The sequence below is a fragment of the Chryseobacterium sp. GVT01B genome, from assembly GCF_019970045.1.
In the GTDB taxonomy this organism is placed as follows: Bacteria; Bacteroidota; Bacteroidia; order Flavobacteriales; family Weeksellaceae; genus Chryseobacterium.
Genome location: NZ_JAHXYI010000001.1, coordinates 236,081 through 258,318, shown reverse-complemented (window position 1 = coordinate 258,318; position 22,238 = coordinate 236,081). Strand labels below are relative to the sequence as shown.

Here is a 22,238-nt window from a genome sequence, read left to right as displayed (position 1 = left end):
AATATGAAAAATATGATTGTCTTATTTTCTTGTTTATTGATAAGCTCTTTTAGCTTTTCACAAGATAAAACAGACACTATTGTCTATAAATACAACAAAGAGGAATATAATAAAGCGGCCCTATCGTATGTAAGAAAAATGATAGATGCTAATGTAAAATATGGAGAAAATAAAACAGGCTTGATAACAAATATGGATCATGTTGAAGTTATCATTCACCCTGTTTTCCAATTTAAAAAAGAGATTATTGAGAATGATGGGAATAAAAACCTCCTGCAGCTCATTGATTTTAAAAATACTCCAGAAACTCAGCTTTTTGATGTTTACTATAAGGGGAAATTTGTATATAGCTTTAAGCTTCCTGATGAAAAGAATGATAAAGCTGAACATGGAGACCGTAAAAGCCTTACCGGATACCTTTCCATAGACAGTAAAATGCCTGAAAATGGTCCGCTGGATTATACATATGCATTCAGGAATTATTTCTCTTTTTACATAGACAAGCATTATTGCGCATTGATAGATGATAAAATAGTTGTTGTTTCTTCTGTTGCAATACCGGCACATATAGAGATTCAGGATTTCAATTCCTACTTTTATCCTGAATTGAACTATCTAAAAGCCGTCGCTAAAAATATCAAAAATCCAAGCTACGAAACTTTTATTTTAAAAAAAGCCATTCCCCCGGCTATTGTAAAGGTTATCTCTCAATAAATAAAAACCAGGATTATTTCCTGGTTTTTTATTTTAAAGGATCTTCGACTGGGATGCTCTTTTGAAAATAAAACAGGACCAGAAATTTCTTTCCGGTCCTGTTTTTATTGCTAGAGATTTACAATCACTTTTCCGGCAACACGGTTGGTTTCCACCTCCAAATGTGCTATGGCAATATCTTCAAACAGAAATGTTTTATAAACAAATGGTTTCAATACTTTCTGCCCCAATAAGCCCGCAATTGCTTCCATAGTTTCTTTTTTAGACTGTACCATCATAAACTCAATATTCACCTTTTTCTGCCCGGCTCTGTCTGCAACATCCTCAGGAATCTCAGGAGTAGGAAGCGTTATGATAATTCCATTCTCTTTTACAACATCTACCGAATCAGATAGCGTTTTTCCCTGAAGGGTATCAATCACGATATCTACATCCTGCACTTTTTCATGAAAGTTTTCCGTTGTATAATCAATATGCTCATCAGTTCCAAGCGATAAAACAAAATCCCTGTTTTTACCGGATGATACGCCGATAACATATGCTCCGAAATGCTTCGCAATCTGAACAGCAAAATGGCCAACACCACCTGAAGCTGCATGGATCAGGACTTTATTTCCTTCTTTAATTTTAGCAACATCTACCAGCGCCTGATAAGCTGTTGAAGCTGCCATTGACGCTGCCGCCGCCTGCTGATGAGTAATATTCTGAGGTTTTAATGCCAGATGAGCCGCCGGAGCCGCAACATATTCTGCATACGCGTTTCCCCTTCCAAAAAAGTTAACCATCCCGAAGACTTCATCTCCTTTTTTAAAATCAGTTACGTTTTTCCCGGTTTCCACGACTTCTCCCGAGATATCCCATCCCAAAATAGCAGGTCTTTTTTCTTCAAAAATCCAATTCAGAACTCCTTCATAAGCTCTGGATTTTACATCTACAGGATTAATGCTTACAGATACTACTTTTACCAATACCTCATCATTTCCTATTACAGGTTTTTCTATTTCCGCAAATTGAAGATTTTCAACACCTCCTGCTTCGTTTAAAATAACAGCTTTCATTTTTTTTAATTTTAATTGTTGAACAAATGTAGTCTCATCATATCTTTACAGCAAGTATGTACTTTTTAGTAATCTACATACCAAAAACATACTAATACTGATTATCAAACCATTGAAAAAATGTTAAAAATAAAAAAAGTCACCAATGAGCCGTCCTGTCCTGTTGACTACGCTTTTAAACGGATTGGAGGAAAGTACAAAGGCCGTATTTTATGGTATCTTCATCTGAAGACGATTATGCGTTACGGCGAACTTCGTAAAACACTTTCTGACATTACCCCTAAAATGCTTACTCAGACTGTCCGGGAGCTGGAAGATGACGGACTCATCCACAGGGAAGTCTATCATGAAGTTCCTCCGAAAGTAGAATATTCTTTAACGGGAACCGGTGCCGAACTCATCCCTTTTATTGATTATCTTAGACTCTGGGGTGAAAATCAGATTGAAAAAGAGAGAATAAAAGGCTAAAACAGAGACCCGTTTCAGTCAGAGAACGGTTACTGTGATTTTATGTATTGTTCGTTTTGCTGCAGCATGATATTGTCTTTGTCCTCATATTTTCAATGATTAATATTTTAATTTCCATATAAACCATGAATGATCATCATGGTTTTAATTTTATGTATAAAGAGGCACCACTGGATATTTTTAATTAAAAAAAAACAAACCAGCAATTCATATTCATCTGAATATCAAAAAGTCGTAAATTTAGTAAAGGATAAAAACAGTGTTTTCACCCTTTTTTATAGTTGTGCCGTTAGCTAATTTTGTTCCATAAAATTAAAAACCATAAAAATGAAAACTTCCTTTTTTACTAAGACTTTAAGTTTGCTCTGTGCAGCATTTATTCTAACACTCTGTTTATTAAGCTGCACCCGCTGCTCTGAATCTCCTCAAGAACCCGTTAGTAACAGTTATAAAAAGAAACTGATCAGCTATCGTGAAGGCCGGGTCCTTTTTGATGAATACACCAGAACCAATCATGAAATTCTCATGAAGTACAGAAACGGAGAACCAGACTCCCGGTGGTACTGGTTTTCACTGGAAGACATGGAAGGATATATTAAGTATGTAAAAGAAAATGCAAAAAAACAGAAATTAAAAAATCCGGGAATCAGGATCTATATGGGAAAATATCCTATGAATCATCCTAAAAACAGAATGGCAAAACCGGAATATGCAGGTTATCAGACTATATTTTTAGTTCCTACTGCCCAAAAAAGAGAAAGAACCAATGCAATGTCCAGATCAGCCGCCACTGAGGAAAATACAGATGTACCATCCATAGAATCTATGAACATGACCAATCTGGCGCCTCCTCCAAAAACCTTGTCAGGAACAATGCCTTAAAAACACAAAATTATGAACTGGAATATTGAAACAGGGAAACAGATATCGATGATCCTATCCATCATAGTGATGCTTTTAATGGTCATAAAATATAGAAAAACCGGAAAGGAAAATTTATTTTTTATTATTGGATATCTGTTGTTTTCCCTGATTGATATTTTTTGTTATTTCTACTTCGACCTGACCAGGCTGCCTACGGACATATTTTATGTAATTGGTTTTTTGATGATTGTATTCTTTTTGTACTTATTTTATTATTACCAATTATTGTATGTTCCGTTGCTCAAAAAGATACAGACCGTCATTCTGGCTCTTTTTGTCCTTAATATTGCTGTAATGTTTTACACAGAAGATGATCTGCTCCATCATTTTTCTTTTAATATGCTGTATGTAGATATTCTTTTGTTGTTATTTTCAATTATTTTGTTCCTGTACCAAACCTTTAACTCTGATAAAATACTGGAAATCAAAAACTATTTACCATTCTGGATATCAGTGGCTTTACTGATCTTTTTTATTGGAAGTATTCCAATACTCTTTTTCAGAACTACTGTTTCGGAGACTATATATTTCTTCATTTTATTTATGCTGAATCTGATCAGTAACGGTATACTCATCTTAGGTTTAATTTGGAACAAACAGGAGAAAATCAGATAAAACTTCTTAGATATGGAAGAGAATAATTTGGTCATCATCTTTACAATTACCTTATTTATCGTTGTTTTGACAATGATCTTCATCTATGCTGTTTTCATCAAGAAAAAAACAACATTGCTGATAGAACAAAAGGAAAAAGATCTGCGTTTTGAAAAGGAACTTGCCACTTCTCAGGTAGAAATGAAGGAGCAGACCCTGAATTATATAGGACAGGAATTACATGATGATCTGGGACAAAAACTTTCTGTTGTACGTCTTCGTCAAAATCAGCTGATTACCAAATTAAAAAACAACGAAAAAGAGGACCTGATTGAGCTCAATGAACTGTTGGGAGAATGTATACAGGATATAAGAAACCTGTCTAAAACATTAATTACTGAACAGATCATTCATTTCGGACTGGCAGAATCTGTTGAAAGAGAAGTTCATAGGATCAAAAAACTGAAATTATTAAAAATAGAATTCATTACTCAGAAACAGGATATTGATATTTCCCCAAAACATGGGTTGATTCTCTTCAGAATTATCCAGGAAAGCATCAACAATATTCTAAAACACTCCAAAGCCAAAAATGTTTCCATACAAATGGAAGATGACTGTGAAAAATTACACATCAGCATTTCCGATAACGGAAAAGGCTTTGATACAAGCATTATTCAGGATGGCTCAGGATTAAAAAACATGGAACTGAGAGCAAAACTGATTCATGCCGAACTTTCTATACACTCAGAATTAAATAAAGGAACACAAACTCTGATAACCTATCATAAAAATTTATTATGAAAACTATTCCCATAGCGATCGTTGATGATCATACTTTAATTTCCAAAGCCTTGGAAAATATGATCACAGAAAACACTCAATATCGGGTCATTATGAATCATCCCAACGGAGAAGAATTTATTGCAGGTGTGGAAAAAGCTTCTGAATTACCCGCCGTAGTCCTGATGGATGTTAATATGCCTTATAAAAATGGTATAGAAACTACAGAATGGCTTACCGAACATTACCCCGATATCAAAGTCATTGCCCTTACCATGGATGATGATGAAAAAGTTCTTATCAGAATGCTTAAGGCAGGTGCTAAAGGGTATTTACTGAAAGATATGCAGCCTTCTATCCTTTTCCAGGCCATAGAAACTGTATTTGAAAAAGGGAGTTTCTATACTGATTTTGTTGCCCAGAAATTATTGAAAGTAAAAACAGAAGAAATGAAAAATGCTTCTCTTCTTTCTGAACTGAAAGACAGAGAGAAAGAGTTTATAAAGTGGGCTTGCAGTGAACTTACCTATAAAGAGATTGCCGACAAAATGTGCCTGAGTCCGAAAACTATAGATGGCTACCGAGATTCGGTTTTTGTAAAACTGGATATAAAAAACAGAGCAGGTCTGGTACTTTTTGCCTTGAAACATGATCTTTGTTGATTGAATATTCTCATTTTTAATCTTATTTCTTATACTATAAAATAAACATCTTTACATTCTATTTACGTATCCGGCAGCTTTTCAAGCTGCCGGATTTTTAATTCATAACAACCTCACAAACAGATAAAAAGGTGTTTTACCTTTTTCAAAATACGGTTTTCTCCTCTGTTTTCGTCCTGCAGAATAAAGGAATTTTGTCATAGAAAAAAACAGAAAGGCAGAACCCGAAAAGCCGAAACAGAGTAGGGAATATTTTTAAAACTAATACAATGAAAAAAGCACTTATCGTAGGTATTAATGATTATGCACCCATCGGATACGGAGGTCCGGATCTTAATGGCTGTGTAAATGATGCAAGAGATATGGCAAATACATTGGTAATCTGTGGTTTTAGCCCGGCAAAGATTAAAATCCTGACCAATCAGAATGCCACAAGAGCGAATATATTAAACTATCTGAAATCCATGATCAGCACCAGTGTAAAAGGTGATTCTCTTGTTTTTTATTATTCGGGACACGGAACCAGAGTGGCTAATATCGGATCGGATCTGGAACTGGATGGTCTGGACGAAGCTATTTGTCCACATGATTATGCCAATAACGGTGTTATTCGCGATGATGATTTTAAAACAGTTCTCAGCAAACTGAAAGCGGGAGTCAATATGGAAGTGATCTTCGACTGCTGTTATTCCGGAACAGGAACCCGAAAAATGGATCTGGGACTGGAAGCGGATCTTCTCAACGAAACCGCCCGTTATATTCCACCAATGCTGGAAGATGAATTTTACCTGACGTATGCCAGTGAAATGGAAACTTCTAAAAGTTCAAAAAAATCAACTGTTCTTACTAAAGCTCTTGTTCCTGTGGCCGGAATGAATCATACTTTATGGGCTGCAGCTAAAGACAATCAGGTTTCTATGGAAGGGAATATCAGCGGACAGATACGTGGGTATTTCACCTACCATTTCTGCAAAATATTACGTGCTACCAATGGGAATATTGTTAGAAAAACGCTTGATAAACAGGTTGCTATTGCATTGGCAGCTATGGGAGCAGCGCAAATCAATCAGACAGAAAGCATCACTACAGAATTTTCACAAAAAATATTCACTTAATCATATCATTATTAGAGGCGGAATCCGAAAAGCCATTAAAAGAGTAGGAAAACACTAGATTAAAAATAATAATCATGTCAAAAATCGAAAACAACAACCCAATGACAGCAGAAGAAGTTTTAAGACTTAGAACTGTTAAAGCAAAATCAACTGAAAAACCAGAAGCAGTTGAAAAATTATTTAAGCAGGCTCCCGCTATGGAAACCATCAACGGAAGAACTTTTCCTAAAGGGATGAAAACAATAGGAATGCCTATGGATGAAAAAACAGCGGAAATCCGAGCTCTGGAAACTGATCATTTCTATCCTACCCATGCTGATTTTGAATACAATCCAAAACTTGAACCGAAAAGAGACCGTAAACCAAAATTCATTGACAGAGATTCTTTCCTGACTCCGGAAAATGCAAGAACTATTTTTGGAGCAGATCAGAGAAAAGTATATAATTCTACCGCCTATCCATGGAGATGTGTTGGCAGAGTGGAAAGTTCTTTAGGCTCAGGAAGCGGTGTAATGATCGGACCAAGACACCTTCTTACCTGTTCTCATATTGTTGACTGGCAACCTAATAATACTACAGGATGGCTGAAATTCACTCCAATGTATTATAACGGCAGTGCTCCTTACGGAACGGCCTGGGGAACATTGACTTATTACAAATATAAAGTGGCAGGCCCATCTATTGATTCAACAGAGATACAATACGATTATGTAGTGATTGTATTAGACAGACCTATCGGAAACAGCACAGGCTGGTTAGGATCAAAATCATATTCTGATTCATGGGATGGAGGAGCTTACTGGACTCACGCAGGATACCCGGGAGACCTTACAGGAACACAAAGACCAACGTACCAAACAGGTATCGCACTGGATGGAGATTTCTGGAGTGCTGATGACAACGAAAGCATGAGCCATAAAGCAGATATCTGGCCTGGACAAAGCGGAGGTCCTTTTTGGGGATATTGGGACGGCTCTCCGTATGCTGTAGCTACTCAAAGCGCGCATAATCCAAGCGATAATTTTGCAAGTGGCGGCTCAGATTTAGTCAATCTGGTCATCAGAGCTAGAAATGAACATCCTTAATTTATTTTTTTAGTTTAAATAACCCCGACCCTTTTAAAGGCGTGCGGGGTTTTTATAATTTTTGTGTTGTAGATAAATAAATATGTTGTTTATTTAGATTTTATAGTCGTTCTAAAAACCTCATATTCATTAGGTTCTTCAGTTTTAAAATTGCACGTAGTAATAATCTCACAATCTTTTATGTCATTTTCTTTTAAACTGGAAATTATTTTCTTTTTCATCTTTGGATCAATACATATAGATTTCAAAGGATTATTATAAAAATTAATCCCATAAATATTTACCGAGCTGATTTTCAATGATTTTAATTTATTTTCATCTAAATAAATATTTTTTAATCGTGTATTTTTTATTGCATCGAGTGAAGATATCATATTTGAATCCAAATCTAAGTCTTCCAATGCTGACAATTCTGTAATATTTAAATCTCTTAATTGATTGTTGGCAGCAAGTATAGATTTGAGCTTAAAATTATTTTCAAAAATTATCTTTTCTACCTTGTTATTTTCAATATCTAATGATTGCAGATAATAACAATTTGAGATATTCACTTCTCTCAATTCATTGTTGTGTAAAAAAGCATCTTGTACAACCGGAAAATTAGTTAATTCTATCTTTTTAATTTTATTATTTTCAACAGAAATTGCTTTTAAAAGTGGAGAGAAAGAAATTTCTATATTCTCAATTCGATTATTGGCAAATAAAATTATTTCCAACGACAGACAATTTTTTAATTTCACATTTTTAATACCAGATTTCTCTGCCATTATTGATTTCAGTTTCTGTTTATTATTTAAACTAAACATTTCAATAGAATTATTTTCTATTTCTAAATCGGTCAGGTTTTCCAAATAATTTAACTCATCAATTCGATAAATAGAATTATTAGAACAGTTCAAATAGATTAAATTTTTGAATTGGAAATATCTAAATAAAATATTTTTTCGGCTTCATTTTCGTCTATTTCTTTATCATTATTCTGATCAATAATGATATATTTTTCATTTATATCCTTGGCTACTTTTTCAAGTAAAAGTTTACTTTTAAAATTAGGGTCATTAAAATCTATTTTTGCTGAATAACCTTTAAATGACAGTAAAATAAATAGTATTAATATTTTCTTCATAACTTATTTTAAATTGAACCTGTTTAAACTGAAAATTTACAACTTGTTTCAGTAGCAGTTCTAGCGTTTACAAATTCACCGGATCAAAAAATCCATCCTGATCTTCTTCCAACTGTAATAATTTATTTTTATCCTTTTTATAAAGCATAATATTTTCTTCCACAGAAATAGCAGTCATCATTTTATATACATTTAGTGTATCTTTCTCAATAATAATAGGACCATTTCCTGCTAAGACATTAGAGAAATTATCTTTAATATCCTTTACCTGCCAATAAAATATCCAACCAAAAGAATGTTCTTCTGTAAGTTGGTCATAGATTATTATATCAGGCTCTCCCATATCATTCCATATTATTAACTTATTTTGATAATCAACAAAGCGTTGCATCTTTGCTTTTGCTTCTTCTTTTGTATACATAATTTATTTTAGTTTGTTGGTAAAAATTGATAATAATCGTATATTAATTTTGCTCTTTTCCCTTTTTGTCCATCAAGAAATTTAATCACTCCGTTTTCATTAATTACATTAAAGTAATGTCCCATATTTGTTCCTTCTTTATATCCAAAAATAATTCCTCTTCTACCTGGTTTTAAATCTTTTATTAAGTCATTTAAATTAGTTGTCCAGTTTGAAAACTTAGTTCCGAATTCTTTCTCTAAAATTATAGGCTTTGTACCTTCATGTAAAGAAACATAATTTTCCCATTTCCCATTTCTAAATCGTTTCTGAATTGTATAGGGTAATGCAGATGCTGGCTTTCCTGCTAATATAGCATCTGTTGCAATAGCACAGTTTGCACAATTAAATTTTCCTTCCTGCAAATTAACTTTCCAAATAGAAAATAATTTTTTACTTATTCCGCCCCCTTCTATTTCATCTAAAGATTTTTTTTCTACATTTTTCTTTTTGTCTATTTTCTCCTGAATCCTCTTCTGCTTGTCCTTCGCCATCTTCTGTTTAGGAGACAAACCATGATCCGCAACCTCTTCTCCAAAGCCAAAGACCTCATTTAAAATCTTTTCTAATTTAGAAAAAATTTCTTTTGATCCTTTTTTAAATTCACGAAGAATCATTCGAATAAATTCTATAATCCTGTTGAGAGCGTTCTCAGCTGTTGTAATCGCCTTGGTGATCTTTTCCAGCGGATTTAGGATAAAGCTTTCTACGGATTTGGCCAGCTTGGCGACTGCTACTGTTCCACCTGTAAGAAGTGTTTCCACAATAATATCAATAATAATCCCAATGATATAGCCATAATAGTAAGCTGCTTTTTCCAGCATGATCTGAGGAATCTTTTCTTCCACCCACTTTACCAGACGGATAATGGTTTTGAGCTGGAAGGTAATACATTGCTTAAAGAACTCTACATAATCAAAGGTAAGAATACCTTCAAACAGGTCTTCCATTAATTCCAGAAACATTTCACCGTATTCTACTTTTCTGTCATTCACTTTATCCATTGCGGCGACTGCTTTGAAGATAAAGCCGATGATGGAGAAAATTCCCGCAATAATATCAATCAAACTGTTATAGATTCCACAAAGAAAAGCATTGGCAATCTGATAGTTTCTGTAAACAATATGCTGCATTCCGGTGAGCGGATCTGCAATGAATTTCTCCAGTTTGTTGATCTGGTTAAAAAAGAAGGTCAGGGATTTGTTGATTCTTTTATAGATAAAAGCGGGGAAGAAAGTTTCAGCGTTTTTCAGCAGACTATTAAAAACTTCTTTTGCTTCGTTGATGCTTTCAAAAAAAGATTTTACAATTTTGGCATTTATTTTTTTCTGCCCTGCAAGATTTTCATAAGGATTCTGAGAGGCTTTATGTTCATAAAAATCTTTTATCTCTTTATAAAATACCTCCGGAATAAAAGCAGGATCGTATTCTCCTTCTTTGGGACTGGGATTCCATCCATTTTCTGAGATCCTTAGTTTGACTATGTTTTCGGCAATACCTTTTGTAAAAAAAGTTGAAGCTGCTTCTAAAGCTTCCTGCTTAAAAAAACTGAATATTTCTCCAATGCTTTTATCTTTCAAACCCAGAAACCAGCTTATAAAATCTATTTTATTTCTGTAAATACCTTTTTCAATAAGATTTTTGAGTGATTTTGGCGTAACGGTTACCTCATGTTTTCTTGTAAAACTGAGAATGTCTGCAAAAGACATATCCTTTTTATTTGTAAGCCCTGCTCCCGCTACAGCACGCATTACCGTATTATGATTGTAACGGTCATCAATTTCTAAAAATAGAATCAGTTCATTGCTATTGGGTAATGCTTCCAAATAACGCTGCAAAAGAAAAGCTCCGTTTGTACTGGCAAAAAGAACAACATCAACTCCGGCTATGGTCTGGCTGAATCTGCTTTTGTACACAACAACTTCTTCGATATTTCCTCCAAATACAGGATCATCCGAATAGATCTGAAATCCATTACCGTCTACAACGGGTTTTCCTCCGTAGTAGGTATTGGCAATTTGCCTTGAGGTTTTTTGTTTTAATTCTGGAGGAGATTCCTGATTCGGAAAAATTGTCCCGGAGGAATCAGGATTATTTGCGAAATCCGTGATGTTCCTCAATAGAGGATTATTTAAAATTTCTAAACTCATTTTGTGATTTTTAAGGTGAATAAAGGCAGGGCTTTAACGCCCTGCCAGTAGAATGATCATTTAATAATCAATGTATTAAGAAAGCCTGTTCAGCTCAATACTTTTGGTTTCTACAAATTCCTGTAAATAGCTTTTCAGAAGATCCAGAAAACCTACTTTATTGTTCTTAACAAGCCAAAGCATGTAATGATGAGTATTCACTTTGAGGATAGTGGTTTTAGGGTTCCCTTCCTCATCCAGCAAAGGATTTTGTGTCTCTTCTTCTACTACAGGAACAAATATTCTGTCAAAGTTTTCATCTCTAAGGCTTGACCATTCTTCTTCTCCAATCATCCATTCCGGAGTTGGAAGGTTGGAAGGTTCTATTTCATTGGTTTCTTTATTTCTTAAAATCTGCTGATAAAAAAGATAGGTTCTTGGCAGGTCTGTGTCTACTACCATTTTATTGATTCTGATAAACCTGTTAAAAGATGGAAGTAAAGGATGTTCAGTGATCTGAATTTCCCCTAAGTTAAGATCTGTAGCTTCGATTTCGTTTAAAAGTTGCTGTACCTGCTGAGGTATTAATAATTTTTCTTTCATTGTTTTAAAATTTTGCTGTTAAATAATAGTGTCTATAAAATCATAGATCCTGTTTGATTAAAAGGCAGAATTTTAAGGCTCTGCCTTTTTATTGATTTTATCTCAAAAGTTTGATATAGGTTATAGTTTATACAATTCAACGATATTAGCGCTTACCCCTGTATTTCCCATTGTGTTCATATTGTACATTCCAAAGGCAACCGGGCCTGTATATCCTGTTTTGGTATAGGTGACTGTCTTATTATTGAAATTGACAATAACCGTCCAGCTTCCCCCACGTCTTATAAATGTTGCATTAAGGGCATAAGTGGGCTCCGCAGTAGTGACTGCTTCGGCTGAATTATCAGGGAATATTTTTCCCATAGGATACCAGTAAGATTGAACCAGCCTAACGTTTGCAACTGTTTGATTTAATAAGTCTACTCCGTTGGCTGCATTTACTAATCCAACAAAATGAGTCATTGTTCCGAAACCATTAGGCCCGCCAATTGTTGCTGTTTTACCTGTAATTTCAACACTCATGTAAAAATCTTCATCTGCCCCAATCAGTTGATTTGTCTTTCTGGCTGCAATGAAAGTTGAATCATCGGCAAGTTCCTTAACATTACTGTCAGAACTATAGCTTACAGCAGCTCCTGCCTGTGTAATGGCGGGCGATACTGCATTATTGTATATTTTCTGTTCCCAAACAATGTTATTGAGAGCAATACGCTGTATCTGGCTTACTACACGGATGGTAAAGCTTGTCAGATACCACGCTACACCATTCCACAATCTGATTTTATATTCTCCTACAGGAATATTTTTGAAATTGTAATAGAATGTTAAGTCAATTCCATTGGTGTACAACTGAACCTGGGAACCTGGGATTGCGGTAACAACAGTAGCTGTATCAGCAGAAACACTATCCTGGGTACATAACTCCACTTTAAAGCTGGTGGATGGAAGGTTTAAATTCGCTCCTTTTAAGTTGATCCAAAACGGTCTGTCTGTTTTATCCACAATTGGTGGTGATATAACAGCTACACTCATCGTGTCAGTGCTCCAACCTCCGTTCATTTTCGTTTTCCATACTAATCTTTCAGCTTCCGTCATTTGATTGGGCATTTCCAACAGTAGGTTTTTACTGTCTACCACAGCGTTTAAACCACTGGTATTTTGAACCATAACTTTTTGAAAATTGGCAGTATCAGAATTCTTATTGGGTAACCCAGATAATACATAGGGATTTCCTAAGGTATTGATTGAAAATGAAGCATTAAGGGTATGACTTCTTGCTGCACTGTTGGACAGGTTTGCATTCATCATATTCTTTCCCAGATCACCTGCCGGAAGTTTGGCAACATTTCCATTATCATTCAATCCTATGATTTTAGGATAATCCTGGGCATTCCCATCTGTCAGAGGAATTTCTAGTTTCTTAGCTAATTTCTCTGTTGTTTTGATATTATACTGAGCCTGGCTTGCTATTCCTTCTGCTAAAAGGTCAGCATTTGAAATACTGACATGGCTATCAGCTAACTCCAGAGGAATAGTTCCATCAACAACGGCATGGGTTTTTAAATCTCCGTTTTCATCAACGGCATAATCCGTATAAGACAGGGAACCCGGAGCTGCCACCTGGTAAATAGCATTCGTTTCCCTTTCTCCAATGGGAGGTAATTCATTGACACGTATAATTTTTCCTATAATTGGCATTTTTTTATTTTTTTTAGGTTAATAACTATTTTATTTCCAGTCTCCTGAAATAACTTTCTGTCCTTCCAGTGATTCTACTCCAAGGAGGTTATTGTTAGGTTCGAAATTGAATCTGTCTTCAGTAATTACTTCGGAAGGCACTTCAAAATCATCTGGATTCTCGGTAGTAAATGGCAATGCGTGAGCGACTTTCAGTCCAATACTTTCTGCCTGAAGAATATTTAAAGTAGTAGGAAGTCTGGTGATCCATGGTTTTCCATGTTTTTTCCCTTTTGGCTGCTTCATTTCATCTACAATTGATAAATAAAGGTCATTTCCGATTACAGGAACTTCTCCACCATTCCAGATCTTTCCAGTTGCTAAATAAAATTGTACAGCAGTCTCAAAGCCAGGGCGCACCGTAGCAACCACTCTGGCCATACCACTTTGTAAAAATGCCTTGAAAACAGGATCTGTATTCTCTGCTTTATATAAATCTGACCAGTTTTGCTTATTCCCCCAATAATAAGGGTACAGATAATAGGATAAGTTTTCCCATTCAAAAGCCTGCTCCATGAATTTTACAAAAGCTGCATACTGATCAAGATCTTTAAACAACTTGGTTTCATAATCTGTGAATGAACTTCCTTGTGTCAAACCTGACAAACCATAACCATGGATAGAATTTGCAGCTCTGTCTGACATATAGGAAATACAATTTTTTCTAAGAACAGTATTTTCAATCTGTCTGTAAAAATTAGGATTTGAATCTTTAATTGCAGAGGCTTTATTTTCTTCTTCAGAAACCGCGTTATTATATTCTATTAAAGCCACTTCATAAGCATCAATAATAGCCTTGAAAGTCTTTAACTGCCATTGTTTTTTAGCATCTTCTGTAAGTATACATGTGATAGAAAGCGACGTTTCAAAAGAATAAAATCTATCCGTAGAAATACTGACTGATACATCTCCTGTGTATCCCACAAAAGTTCCCGTTTTGCTAAAACCTGGCGTTGTAATGCCACTAACAATGCGCTGATCTGCGATATTAATATTTAATAATGAACTGACATACTCTTTTCCTCCACCACTGATTGAATATTCTGTACTGATATATCCCTCCGGAATTTTTACAACATCCTGTAATCCAATAGCACTTGATGCTCCCCCAGTTTCACTCATATCGGGAGCTTTATCTCTACCATATGCAAAACCTTTGGTTACTTTGATATTGTTTTGTAGAAAGTTTTCAATTTCCACATTGTATTTGCTGATCCAGTATTTCAAAGTTGTCTCATTGGAAAGCGCACTGAAATCTTTCATAGGCATTACATCAGAAGTTCTCGGATCTTCAGGTTTTACAAACTTACTTTTTGTCATTCCCAACAAATGCAATTTTGCAGGCTCTGGAATCATAAACTCAAACATCATACGTTTACCATAATCATAGATCTGATTCTTCATCAATTTATCTACCCATCTGTAAACACCTACTACATGTTTATCTCCTTTTTTGTTATCAAAACCATGAGTGTTATTTTCTTCAAATTCCTCAATAATTTTCTCAATCCTTTCTTCATGAACTTTTGTGACAATCCTGTCCATAGCTCTTGATGTAATGTCTTGAGCCTGAGTAGTAGCTTGTCTTGTGCTCTCATCTCTGGAACTATGACTGGCGTTGCCTAATGCCATACTTGTGTTAATATTATAACTACCTCCATCATAGCTGGCATTTACTCCAAACTGAGTATTACTGTCTGATGCTTCCTGCATCATTTTAGCGATCTCATTCTGCATTTCAAAACGGGTAGCTGTTGTAGTATCAGTAAGCTGTTCTCTCTCTGTATCAGAAGATGTAGTCGTTGTATTTTCACTTCTTCTTAATCTTCTGGTAGATTTCTCACGATATTCCCGAGCCATAATATTTTCAATATGAGCCACTTCCCCTTCAACATAGGCATGAGTAGTCTGCTCCACCTTCAAATAATCTGCAATACCAATTTGTTTGAACCCAAATCCTGAAGGAATAAAATTATTTTCATCATCGGTCTTCACAGGTTCATCTTCTTCCACCTCAAGCAAAAATTTGTCAGACAAACAAGATCTGGCCTGTAATTTATTTGCATAAATATTTGCCAGTTTTCCATTAGTGAACATAATTTTAATACTTAAAGAAGCATCCTGAATCGTATTTAAATCTAATCCCGGCATACAAAGATCATTTAAGAAAATAGTATTCCCTGATCTGGATTTCATAAAATAATCACTATTAAAATCTGATGAGCCATTATTAGGAGTTAAAGTATAAGAGATATTATTCACCTCCCAGGATGAATCCGGAACTGTAAGTGCCATATCAAATGTAAATCCCTGATGAACATACTTTGGACAAATCTGGTAGGTAAAAGGAACTGCAATTGTTCTTGCTACAGGAATAAAAACTCCTCCTATGCTACTATAGGCCTCATTATACGTATCAGTATTTTCAACAATTATATTATTAGATCTTTCGACCGCTTCTTTAACTAAGAAATCAATCTCTGAAAAAGTGTTTCTTCCTTCTAATAAATTGTTAAGATTCAAAGAATTTGATTCTGCAGAACGTGCCTTTTCCAGATCTGTTTGGAAATTATATCCCAACACATCAAACAATGCATCCAGGTTTTCTGGTTTTATTGCTCTTAATAAAGAATCTGCTTCTATTTCCGGCCTGAACTGAAAATTAAACTTTGGTAATACCGGTTCAGGAATACTTGGAATTTGCTGACATGGATCTGCAAGATCATATTTTACATCAGGATTTCTTACCTGACAGTATTTATCTCTGTTTGCTATCACTTCCCTATTGTATTCCTCAATAATAGGAGCAATTTCGTTTTGGTAAGCCTCTTCTCTGGCTGTGTATTCTTTTTGATATTCTGCCTTATACAATCTTTCAATAGTCGAAAGGTTTTTCTTTAAAGCTTCATATTTGTCAATTTTAATTTTTGCAGCAGAAATAAATTGTTGTCTTTTCATTTCTTCTGTGGGAAATGTTTCTTTAGGCCCGTCAGCTACCATTCTTGAAACAGCTTGCGACGTAGAAATAATCTCATCTTCCATCATAAGCTCTTTAGGTAGAACAACTCTTGCTTCAAGGGCCGTTTTCATTTGCTCTTCATTGGATACAGAAATAATATGATGAGCCAATAGCTGTTGCATGACAACTTCCTTGACATAAAAATCTTTCTGAGTTACCACCTGGTAAATTAAATTATTCCATAAACCAATCATGGGTGGCGCTACAGGAGCTGCCTGTGGATCAATTAACACTGCTTTTTTAGCAATAACCTCCTCATATGTACATGTATTTTTATTTTTTGCTAACCAGGTTCCAAATGCATAATAGGCCTTATAGGTTCTTTTGAAACCTTCCAAACTATTTAAGCTGTTTGGATCTGTTGAAATACGTTCAGGGTTATTTACATAATTAGCTGCACACGTTTGTAGTAATTTTTGTTTCAATCCGGTTCCATTAACAACCGGAACATAAAAAGCATTATCATTTTTAAGATCCTGAGGAATAACAATAAATCTTTTATCTTGTTGGGTATCATCCGATAATTCTGGACTTCTTAGGCTTACAAATCTGAAAAGCGTTTGTGAAGGTGTGTTTTCTACAGGTGCGCCTGTAGTATTATTTTCCATTTCGTTCATTTTGTGTAATTTTGTGTAGATTAAAATAGGTTGAGATCTGAAGTTCTTTTTAGTAGAGTGCCTTCAGGTTTTAGCCTTATTTTTTTAGGTGGTTTCCGGCTAAAGATTTCCACCAGGTCTTTTTAAGTCAAGTTTCATTCCTGTGTTTTTTTCTTGAAGCAAAGATCACCCCCAGAAGCGACAAAACTTGACGTATAAAAATATTTAGGTAAAATTTTCACAACAATAAAAAAACCACCAAATAGGTGGTTTAAAATGTATGTTCTATATATGATCTTGTTGAAGATATGATTTAAGAAATAAAGAGACTATCTTTTGAAACAGCTTTTTCTATATTTTGAGTATTCTAGGCTTTTTCCAATTCTTCTAATATTTTATCCATTATTTCTTGTGTAGTAAAATAAATTACATCATTTCTTGAATCATCATACTTTTCATTTTCATTTTGAACGAGTAATTTTGTTATTTCAGGAACTGTATCTGTGAATGTTAAACGAACAATACCCCCATATCCTTTTGGGATAACACCAATATTATCTCCTTTTTTTAAAGAAACAAAATCTAATTCTGCATCAATTTTTTGATAGCCTTTGACATCCTTTCTTCTAAAAGCTATATTAAATTTTGTTCCAATAACAAAATCAAAATCACTTCTATTATTATCTAAATAAAGTTGTTTTTCTTTATTTATTGTTGGCAAATCATAATATTTAATATCTGATTCTGAATGTGCTCTGTGCGAAAAAAGAAAGGGATTAAAAACTAACTTTTTTTCATTTAGCTTTTCAAAAACTTCATTAGTTAATATATTCATAAATTTTATTTTTTAAATTTAATAATCTTTTTATAGAATTCCTGTGCTTCTTTAGGTGTTAATTTTTTAGTCTCTTCTAATAGCATATTACTGTTAGGAATAGAGTTACTTGTAATTGTTTTAGGAATATCAATTCCGTATAATTCATTAACTAATTTCCTTGCATCCTCTATTGAAATCTCCTTTACAGCGAAATTAGATAAATTTTCTGGTGAAGTATTAACAATAACTTCTAATTCTTTACTAACTCGATAGTTAGTGGCTTGTAAATTTAGACCTTTTAAATCTTTTGGTACATAAACTTGCAAAACACCTTTTGTTCCAGGTTTAGATGAGGATTCTATCCCGAAGATCACTGCTCTGATCGGATCTGTTGAAGTTGAAGCTCCATATTCTATTGAGTTAATATTTCCTGTAAAGAGTTCTCCATTTATACTTCTTGTTGTTCCTCTGAAGAGTGCTTGTATTCCTACTTTCTCCAAATCTTCTGCCATTACATTCTGATCTACTTTTCCTAAGAATTCTATAAGTTCTTCTACAGTTTTTATTTTCCTACCGCTTAAAATTCTTGATAAAATGGCTACTCCTCTCGCAATTCCTGCTCCAAATTCAGGTAACAGTCCTGCCGCAATATTATTCAGAATTATCCAAAATTCTTCGTCTATTTTTTTATTAGTAAAATATTCAGCAACAAAACAAGGAATATATAGCTCTTTACCCTCCTTAACTACAATTTTCATAGGACTGAAAGGACTTTCAATCTTATTTCCAATTTCATTTTGAGCATAATACATTGAAAAAGAATCTTGATCATGGGCAAATAACGCTGTACCTACCTTGTACTTTTTTTCTTTTTCTAAATAATAAGCAAAACCAGTATATCTTATAAATGGATGATTAACTTCATTAGAAAGTTTGTATTCCTCATAATCAATATCAAATTTCCATGCTTGTTTAAGCTGTTTATTTGTCCAGTTTTTAAGACCAATTCTTGAAAAAATTGTAATTAATTCTTCTATATATTTATTACTGAATTTTTCAAATACTTGGCGGACAACCTCAGGATTTTTATTGATTTGATTATACCACCAATTCGCATTTTTTACCCCTTTTAACAAATTAAGAATTGAAATATTTTCATTAGTACCAATTGTATCAATAGCCTTTTTAGAAAAAGAAACAAAATCCTTCCAAAGCATTTCATCTGTAAGAGCTTCCAAAACAAATTCAGGAATGTTCTCATATAAGGCATCAATAATATCAGGGTTGCTTTTAGAGGTTGCAAAAAAATGTTTATAATACCTGATAATATCATTTTTCATTTGCTGGGCTTGTGAATTACCTTTTATAATTCTTAAAAATTCAATGAAAGTTTCTGCATTCCCTGTATAAAGCTTTATTGCAATGTATTCATCATTCAATTTGAAATCATATGGACTTTCAGTTGCATCTGTTTGTGCATCAGAAAATTTCTTGTCCTCTCCATCTTTATATATAAAATTGAGATTATAGATTACTTTATAATTGTCAAAATAAATTCCAAAATTGTAAGAATTACTCAGTAAATTCTTTCTAGTGTTTAATTTGGCTAAATCAAAAGTCACCTGAATTTCCGTATCATTCTTTTTATACACAAAGGGTTTGTTATTTTTAATACTATTGAATACAGGAGTACCAAATGAAGATAAGCCTGAATAGATTGTTTTATCTTCCAACAAATACTTTTCTGGCTCAAATAGAAAGCTTTTTATTAGTCCTAACTTTTCTTTTAAATCTTTTGCAAGAAGTTCGTAATTAATACCACCTGTATAAAAGTCTTCAGATAAAGCATCATAGTCTTCTGTTGTGGGTTTATAAAAAGCACTTTTCTTTCCAAAAGGCGTACTTAATGCGTACTCATTGGAGATTTCATCAAATGTTTTATTAGTTCTTATTCCCTCAAAAGGGTCTTTGCCACTCCCATAAATTCCTTTTTCAAGCTCTGCAAACTGTATAATACGACTTCCTCGAAGTATCCGTTTGCTTTCTTCGTCAAAATCGTTAAATTCATCTAAAATATTTTTCATATACTCATGTTTAGTTGTGTGTTTTCTTGAAACATTCCTAAAAGCAAAGATCATCCCCAGAAGCGACAGAACTTGACGTGTAAAAAAGATTATTTTTATATTAATCCTTTGGAAGAAAAACTTTAGTATTATCAATATGTTTAATACATTTGTTTAAAACATACTTCAGATGAATTTCGAACAGATCAACTTACACCTTGAAGCTTATAAAGAACATGATCAGATTCTGGATGCAGCAAAATATCTGATTCATTCTTTTGAACTGGAGCATGAAAACTTTGCAGGGTTTGGCTTCAGAGAAGAACTTTCTCCTACCTCGATGCTTCTTACCGCAGAAGGTGAATTGGGAGGACCGCAAACAGTCATGATCCCACGAAATTTATTTGATTTTGACCTAAATCTCGTCCTTAATATGGTGGCTCATGAAATGCTTCATGTAAGACAGAAAGCCCCTGGGCATGTAATTGAAGACAAAAATGAAAGAGAATTCCAGGCCTATTATGAAATGCTTTTTCATAAAGTCTTTCCACAGATTCCCGAGGTTTCGGATTTCCATAAAAAATTCTTTGGGGGAAAAGCCTTGGAATATTACAGAAGAATGGGTGAAGGTTCAGAACTACAACAAAAATATGCAGAACAGAAAACAGAAGTAGAACATTTAATCAACGAATTACCATGACAATAAAACCAGATATCACCTGGGCTGATTTTGAAAAAATAGATATCAGATGTGGGACTATCCTTTCAGTAAATGATTTTGAAAAGGCCAGAAACCCATCTTATCAGCTGGAAATAGACTTTGGAGATTTAGGAATCAGAAAATCCTCTGCACAAATAACCTCTCTTTATGAAAAAGATGAACTTATCGGAAAGCAGATCTTAGCGGTAGTCAATTTCCCTAAAAAACAGATCGCCAACTTCTTCAGTGAGTGTCTGGTATTGGGATTATATGGTGAAGACAAAAAAGATGTCACTCTTTTAGCCCCTTCATTACCTACAAAAAATGGAATGCAGGTAGGATAGACAGCAAATAAAAAACACATATGATACAAAACATCCCTTTAGAAAGAGTTTTATTCCTTGATATTGAGACCGTTCCACAGGCCGAATCCTGGGACAACTTATCTGAAACAGAGCAATATCTGTGGGATAAAAAGACCAGATTTCAAAGAAAAGAAGACATCTCCGCAGAAGAGTTTTATGACAGGGCCGGTATTATGGCCGAGTTTGGAAAAATCATCTGTATCTCCATCGGAATGCTTGAAAAGAATGAAACTCTTAAAATAAAAAGCTTTTCAGGGCACGATGAAAAGAAAATGCTTCAGGAATTTGGCGAAATCTTCAACAGTCCAAGGCTTCACAATGTTATTCTCTGTGCTCATAATGGAAAGGAATTTGATTTCCCATGGATTGCCAGACGATATCTTATCAACGGGATCCTCCCGCCGGCTCCGTTTCAGATGTTTGGAAAGAAACCCTGGGAGGTTCCTCACATAGATACGATGGAACTGTGGAAGTTTGGGGATTATAAAAGTTTTGTATCACTGGAATTACTGGCTCATGTCTTTGGAATTCCCACCCCGAAAGATGATATTGACGGCTCAATGGTTTCATCAATTTACTACATAGAAAAAGACTTGCAGAGAATTGTAGACTATTGTGAAAAAGATGTCTTAACTTTGGCAAATATTTTCCGGCGCATGCGTCAGGAAGATTTGTTGAAAAGGAATATCAATCTAGATTAAAAAATGAAATTTACAGACGATCAAATTGCTGACATTGGTGAGGAAATCATTGGTGTACTGAAAACCGTATATGACCCCGAAATTCCGGTAGATATTTACGAATTAGGACTGATTTACGATGTTCAGATCTCCGATGATGCTGACGTAAAAATTATAATGACCCTTACTACTCCCAACTGTCCTGTTGCAGAAACTCTTCCTCAGGAAGTAAAAGATAAAGTGGCTGAAGTAGAACATGTGAATAGTGTAGATTTAGAGCTTACTTTTGAGCCGAGCTGGAACAAGGATATGATGAGTGAAGAGGCGAAGTTTGAATTAGGAATGCTATAAATCAGGAAATAATGGCAAAGAAAATTGGAGCGATAGTTCTTGCTTTTCTCGGTATTTATATGCTCTATTTAGGAGCGCAGATGAAAGCACAGCCTCCTTTTATCACAGGAATCGGCTTCATCATTATTTCTCTGTTTCACTTGAATAAAAAATAAGTACAACGTAACATGTACCCATAAAAAAGGATGT

Annotated in this window: 23 protein-coding genes; 13 read left to right on the top strand and 10 right to left on the bottom strand. The window is 34.4% G+C overall.

Features of this window, described 5'->3' with window-relative positions; translation table 11 throughout:
* The first annotated feature begins 3 nt into the window (after window positions 1-3).
* Window positions 4-714, top strand: a complete 711-nt coding sequence (locus LC457_RS01270; RefSeq protein WP_223598280.1) for a hypothetical protein — start codon at window positions 4-6, stop codon at window positions 712-714.
* Between the two features lie 110 nt (window positions 715-824).
* Here LC457_RS01270 and LC457_RS01265 read toward each other — a convergent pair whose 3' ends face one another.
* Window positions 825-1,772 (bottom strand): NADP-dependent oxidoreductase, encoded by a 948-nt coding sequence (locus LC457_RS01265; RefSeq protein ID WP_223598279.1) that lies wholly within the window; start codon window positions 1,770-1,772, stop codon window positions 825-827.
* 120 nt (window positions 1,773-1,892) lie between these two features.
* Here LC457_RS01265 and LC457_RS01260 point away from each other — a divergent pair, with 120 nt between their 5' ends.
* From LC457_RS01260 to LC457_RS01230, 7 genes are all read left to right on the top strand, one after another.
* The gene (locus LC457_RS01260) at window positions 1,893-2,240 is read left to right on the top strand and encodes a helix-turn-helix domain-containing protein (protein ID WP_223598278.1); all 348 of its coding nucleotides are present in this window, start codon (window positions 1,893-1,895) and stop codon (window positions 2,238-2,240) included.
* A 327-nt stretch (window positions 2,241-2,567) separates the two neighbouring features.
* Window positions 2,568-3,122: a hypothetical protein gene (locus LC457_RS01255; protein WP_223598277.1), complete on the top strand. Its 555-nt coding sequence runs from the start codon at window positions 2,568-2,570 to the stop codon at window positions 3,120-3,122.
* A gap of 12 nt (window positions 3,123-3,134) precedes the next feature.
* On the top strand, window positions 3,135-3,779 hold the full coding sequence (locus LC457_RS01250; RefSeq protein WP_223598276.1) for a hypothetical protein: 645 nt from the start codon (window positions 3,135-3,137) through the stop codon (window positions 3,777-3,779).
* 12 nt (window positions 3,780-3,791) lie between these two features.
* A complete protein-coding gene (locus LC457_RS01245) occupies window positions 3,792-4,562 on the top strand; it encodes a sensor histidine kinase (RefSeq protein ID WP_034691954.1) in 771 nt (256 codons plus the stop codon).
* Complete coding sequence (locus LC457_RS01240) at window positions 4,559-5,203, top strand: response regulator transcription factor (protein WP_142717386.1); 645 nt, start codon at window positions 4,559-4,561, stop codon at window positions 5,201-5,203. The genes LC457_RS01245 and LC457_RS01240 overlap by 4 nt, the downstream gene beginning before the upstream one ends.
* 269 nt (window positions 5,204-5,472) lie before the next feature.
* Complete coding sequence (locus LC457_RS01235) at window positions 5,473-6,318, top strand: caspase family protein (RefSeq protein ID WP_223598275.1); 846 nt, start codon at window positions 5,473-5,475, stop codon at window positions 6,316-6,318.
* Between the two features lie 74 nt (window positions 6,319-6,392).
* On the top strand, window positions 6,393-7,403 hold the full coding sequence (locus LC457_RS01230) for a serine protease (protein ID WP_223598274.1): 1,011 nt from the start codon (window positions 6,393-6,395) through the stop codon (window positions 7,401-7,403).
* Window positions 7,404-7,492: 89 nt separating this feature from the next.
* Here the strand turns inward: LC457_RS01230 and LC457_RS01225 are convergent, their stop codons facing one another.
* From LC457_RS01225 to LC457_RS01185, 9 genes are all read right to left on the bottom strand, one after another.
* Window positions 7,493-8,302: a hypothetical protein gene (locus LC457_RS01225; protein ID WP_223598273.1), complete on the bottom strand. Its 810-nt coding sequence runs from the start codon at window positions 8,300-8,302 to the stop codon at window positions 7,493-7,495.
* A 5-nt stretch (window positions 8,303-8,307) separates the two neighbouring features.
* On the bottom strand, window positions 8,308-8,529 hold the full coding sequence (locus LC457_RS01220) for a hypothetical protein (RefSeq protein ID WP_223598272.1): 222 nt from the start codon (window positions 8,527-8,529) through the stop codon (window positions 8,308-8,310).
* 67 nt (window positions 8,530-8,596) lie between these two features.
* On the bottom strand, window positions 8,597-8,950 hold the full coding sequence (locus LC457_RS01215) for a hypothetical protein (RefSeq protein ID WP_223598271.1): 354 nt from the start codon (window positions 8,948-8,950) through the stop codon (window positions 8,597-8,599).
* An 8-nt stretch (window positions 8,951-8,958) separates the two neighbouring features.
* Window positions 8,959-11,139, bottom strand: a complete 2,181-nt coding sequence (locus LC457_RS01210) for a toxin glutamine deamidase domain-containing protein (RefSeq protein WP_223598270.1) — start codon at window positions 11,137-11,139, stop codon at window positions 8,959-8,961.
* 75 nt (window positions 11,140-11,214) lie between these two features.
* Window positions 11,215-11,721 carry a hypothetical protein gene (locus LC457_RS01205; protein WP_223598269.1) on the bottom strand — a complete coding sequence of 169 codons (507 nt, stop codon included), beginning with the start codon at window positions 11,719-11,721 and terminating at the stop codon, window positions 11,215-11,217.
* 120 nt (window positions 11,722-11,841) lie between these two features.
* Window positions 11,842-13,419 carry a hypothetical protein gene (locus LC457_RS01200; RefSeq protein WP_223598268.1) on the bottom strand — a complete coding sequence of 526 codons (1,578 nt, stop codon included), beginning with the start codon at window positions 13,417-13,419 and terminating at the stop codon, window positions 11,842-11,844.
* 30 nt (window positions 13,420-13,449) lie between these two features.
* Complete coding sequence (locus LC457_RS01195; protein ID WP_223598267.1) at window positions 13,450-17,094, bottom strand: hypothetical protein; 3,645 nt, start codon at window positions 17,092-17,094, stop codon at window positions 13,450-13,452.
* A gap of 346 nt (window positions 17,095-17,440) precedes the next feature.
* Window positions 17,441-17,908: a hypothetical protein gene (locus tag LC457_RS01190; protein ID WP_223598266.1), complete on the bottom strand. Its 468-nt coding sequence runs from the start codon at window positions 17,906-17,908 to the stop codon at window positions 17,441-17,443.
* 5 nt (window positions 17,909-17,913) lie between these two features.
* Window positions 17,914-19,974, bottom strand: coding sequence for a hypothetical protein (locus tag LC457_RS01185; RefSeq protein ID WP_223598265.1), 2,061 nt, complete (start codon window positions 19,972-19,974; stop codon window positions 17,914-17,916).
* A gap of 169 nt (window positions 19,975-20,143) precedes the next feature.
* Here LC457_RS01185 and LC457_RS01180 point away from each other — a divergent pair, with 169 nt between their 5' ends.
* The 5 genes from LC457_RS01180 to LC457_RS01160 are packed head-to-tail and all read left to right on the top strand — an operon-like array spanning window position 20,144 to window position 22,204.
* Entirely contained in the window at window positions 20,144-20,653 is a 510-nt protein-coding gene (locus LC457_RS01180; protein ID WP_223598264.1) for a hypothetical protein, read from the top strand.
* The gene (locus LC457_RS01175) at window positions 20,650-20,997 is read left to right on the top strand and encodes a tRNA-binding protein (RefSeq protein WP_223598263.1); all 348 of its coding nucleotides are present in this window, start codon (window positions 20,650-20,652) and stop codon (window positions 20,995-20,997) included. Before LC457_RS01180 ends, LC457_RS01175 begins: the two co-directional genes overlap by 4 nt.
* 20 nt (window positions 20,998-21,017) lie before the next feature.
* Window positions 21,018-21,719, top strand: a complete 702-nt coding sequence (locus LC457_RS01170; RefSeq protein ID WP_223598262.1) for a 3'-5' exonuclease — start codon at window positions 21,018-21,020, stop codon at window positions 21,717-21,719.
* Between the two features lie 3 nt (window positions 21,720-21,722).
* Entirely contained in the window at window positions 21,723-22,049 is a 327-nt protein-coding gene (locus LC457_RS01165; protein ID WP_047422116.1) for an SUF system Fe-S cluster assembly protein, read from the top strand.
* A gap of 11 nt (window positions 22,050-22,060) precedes the next feature.
* Entirely contained in the window at window positions 22,061-22,204 is a 144-nt protein-coding gene (locus LC457_RS01160; protein ID WP_223598261.1) for a hypothetical protein, read from the top strand.
* Window positions 22,205-22,238: the final 34 nt, after the last annotated feature.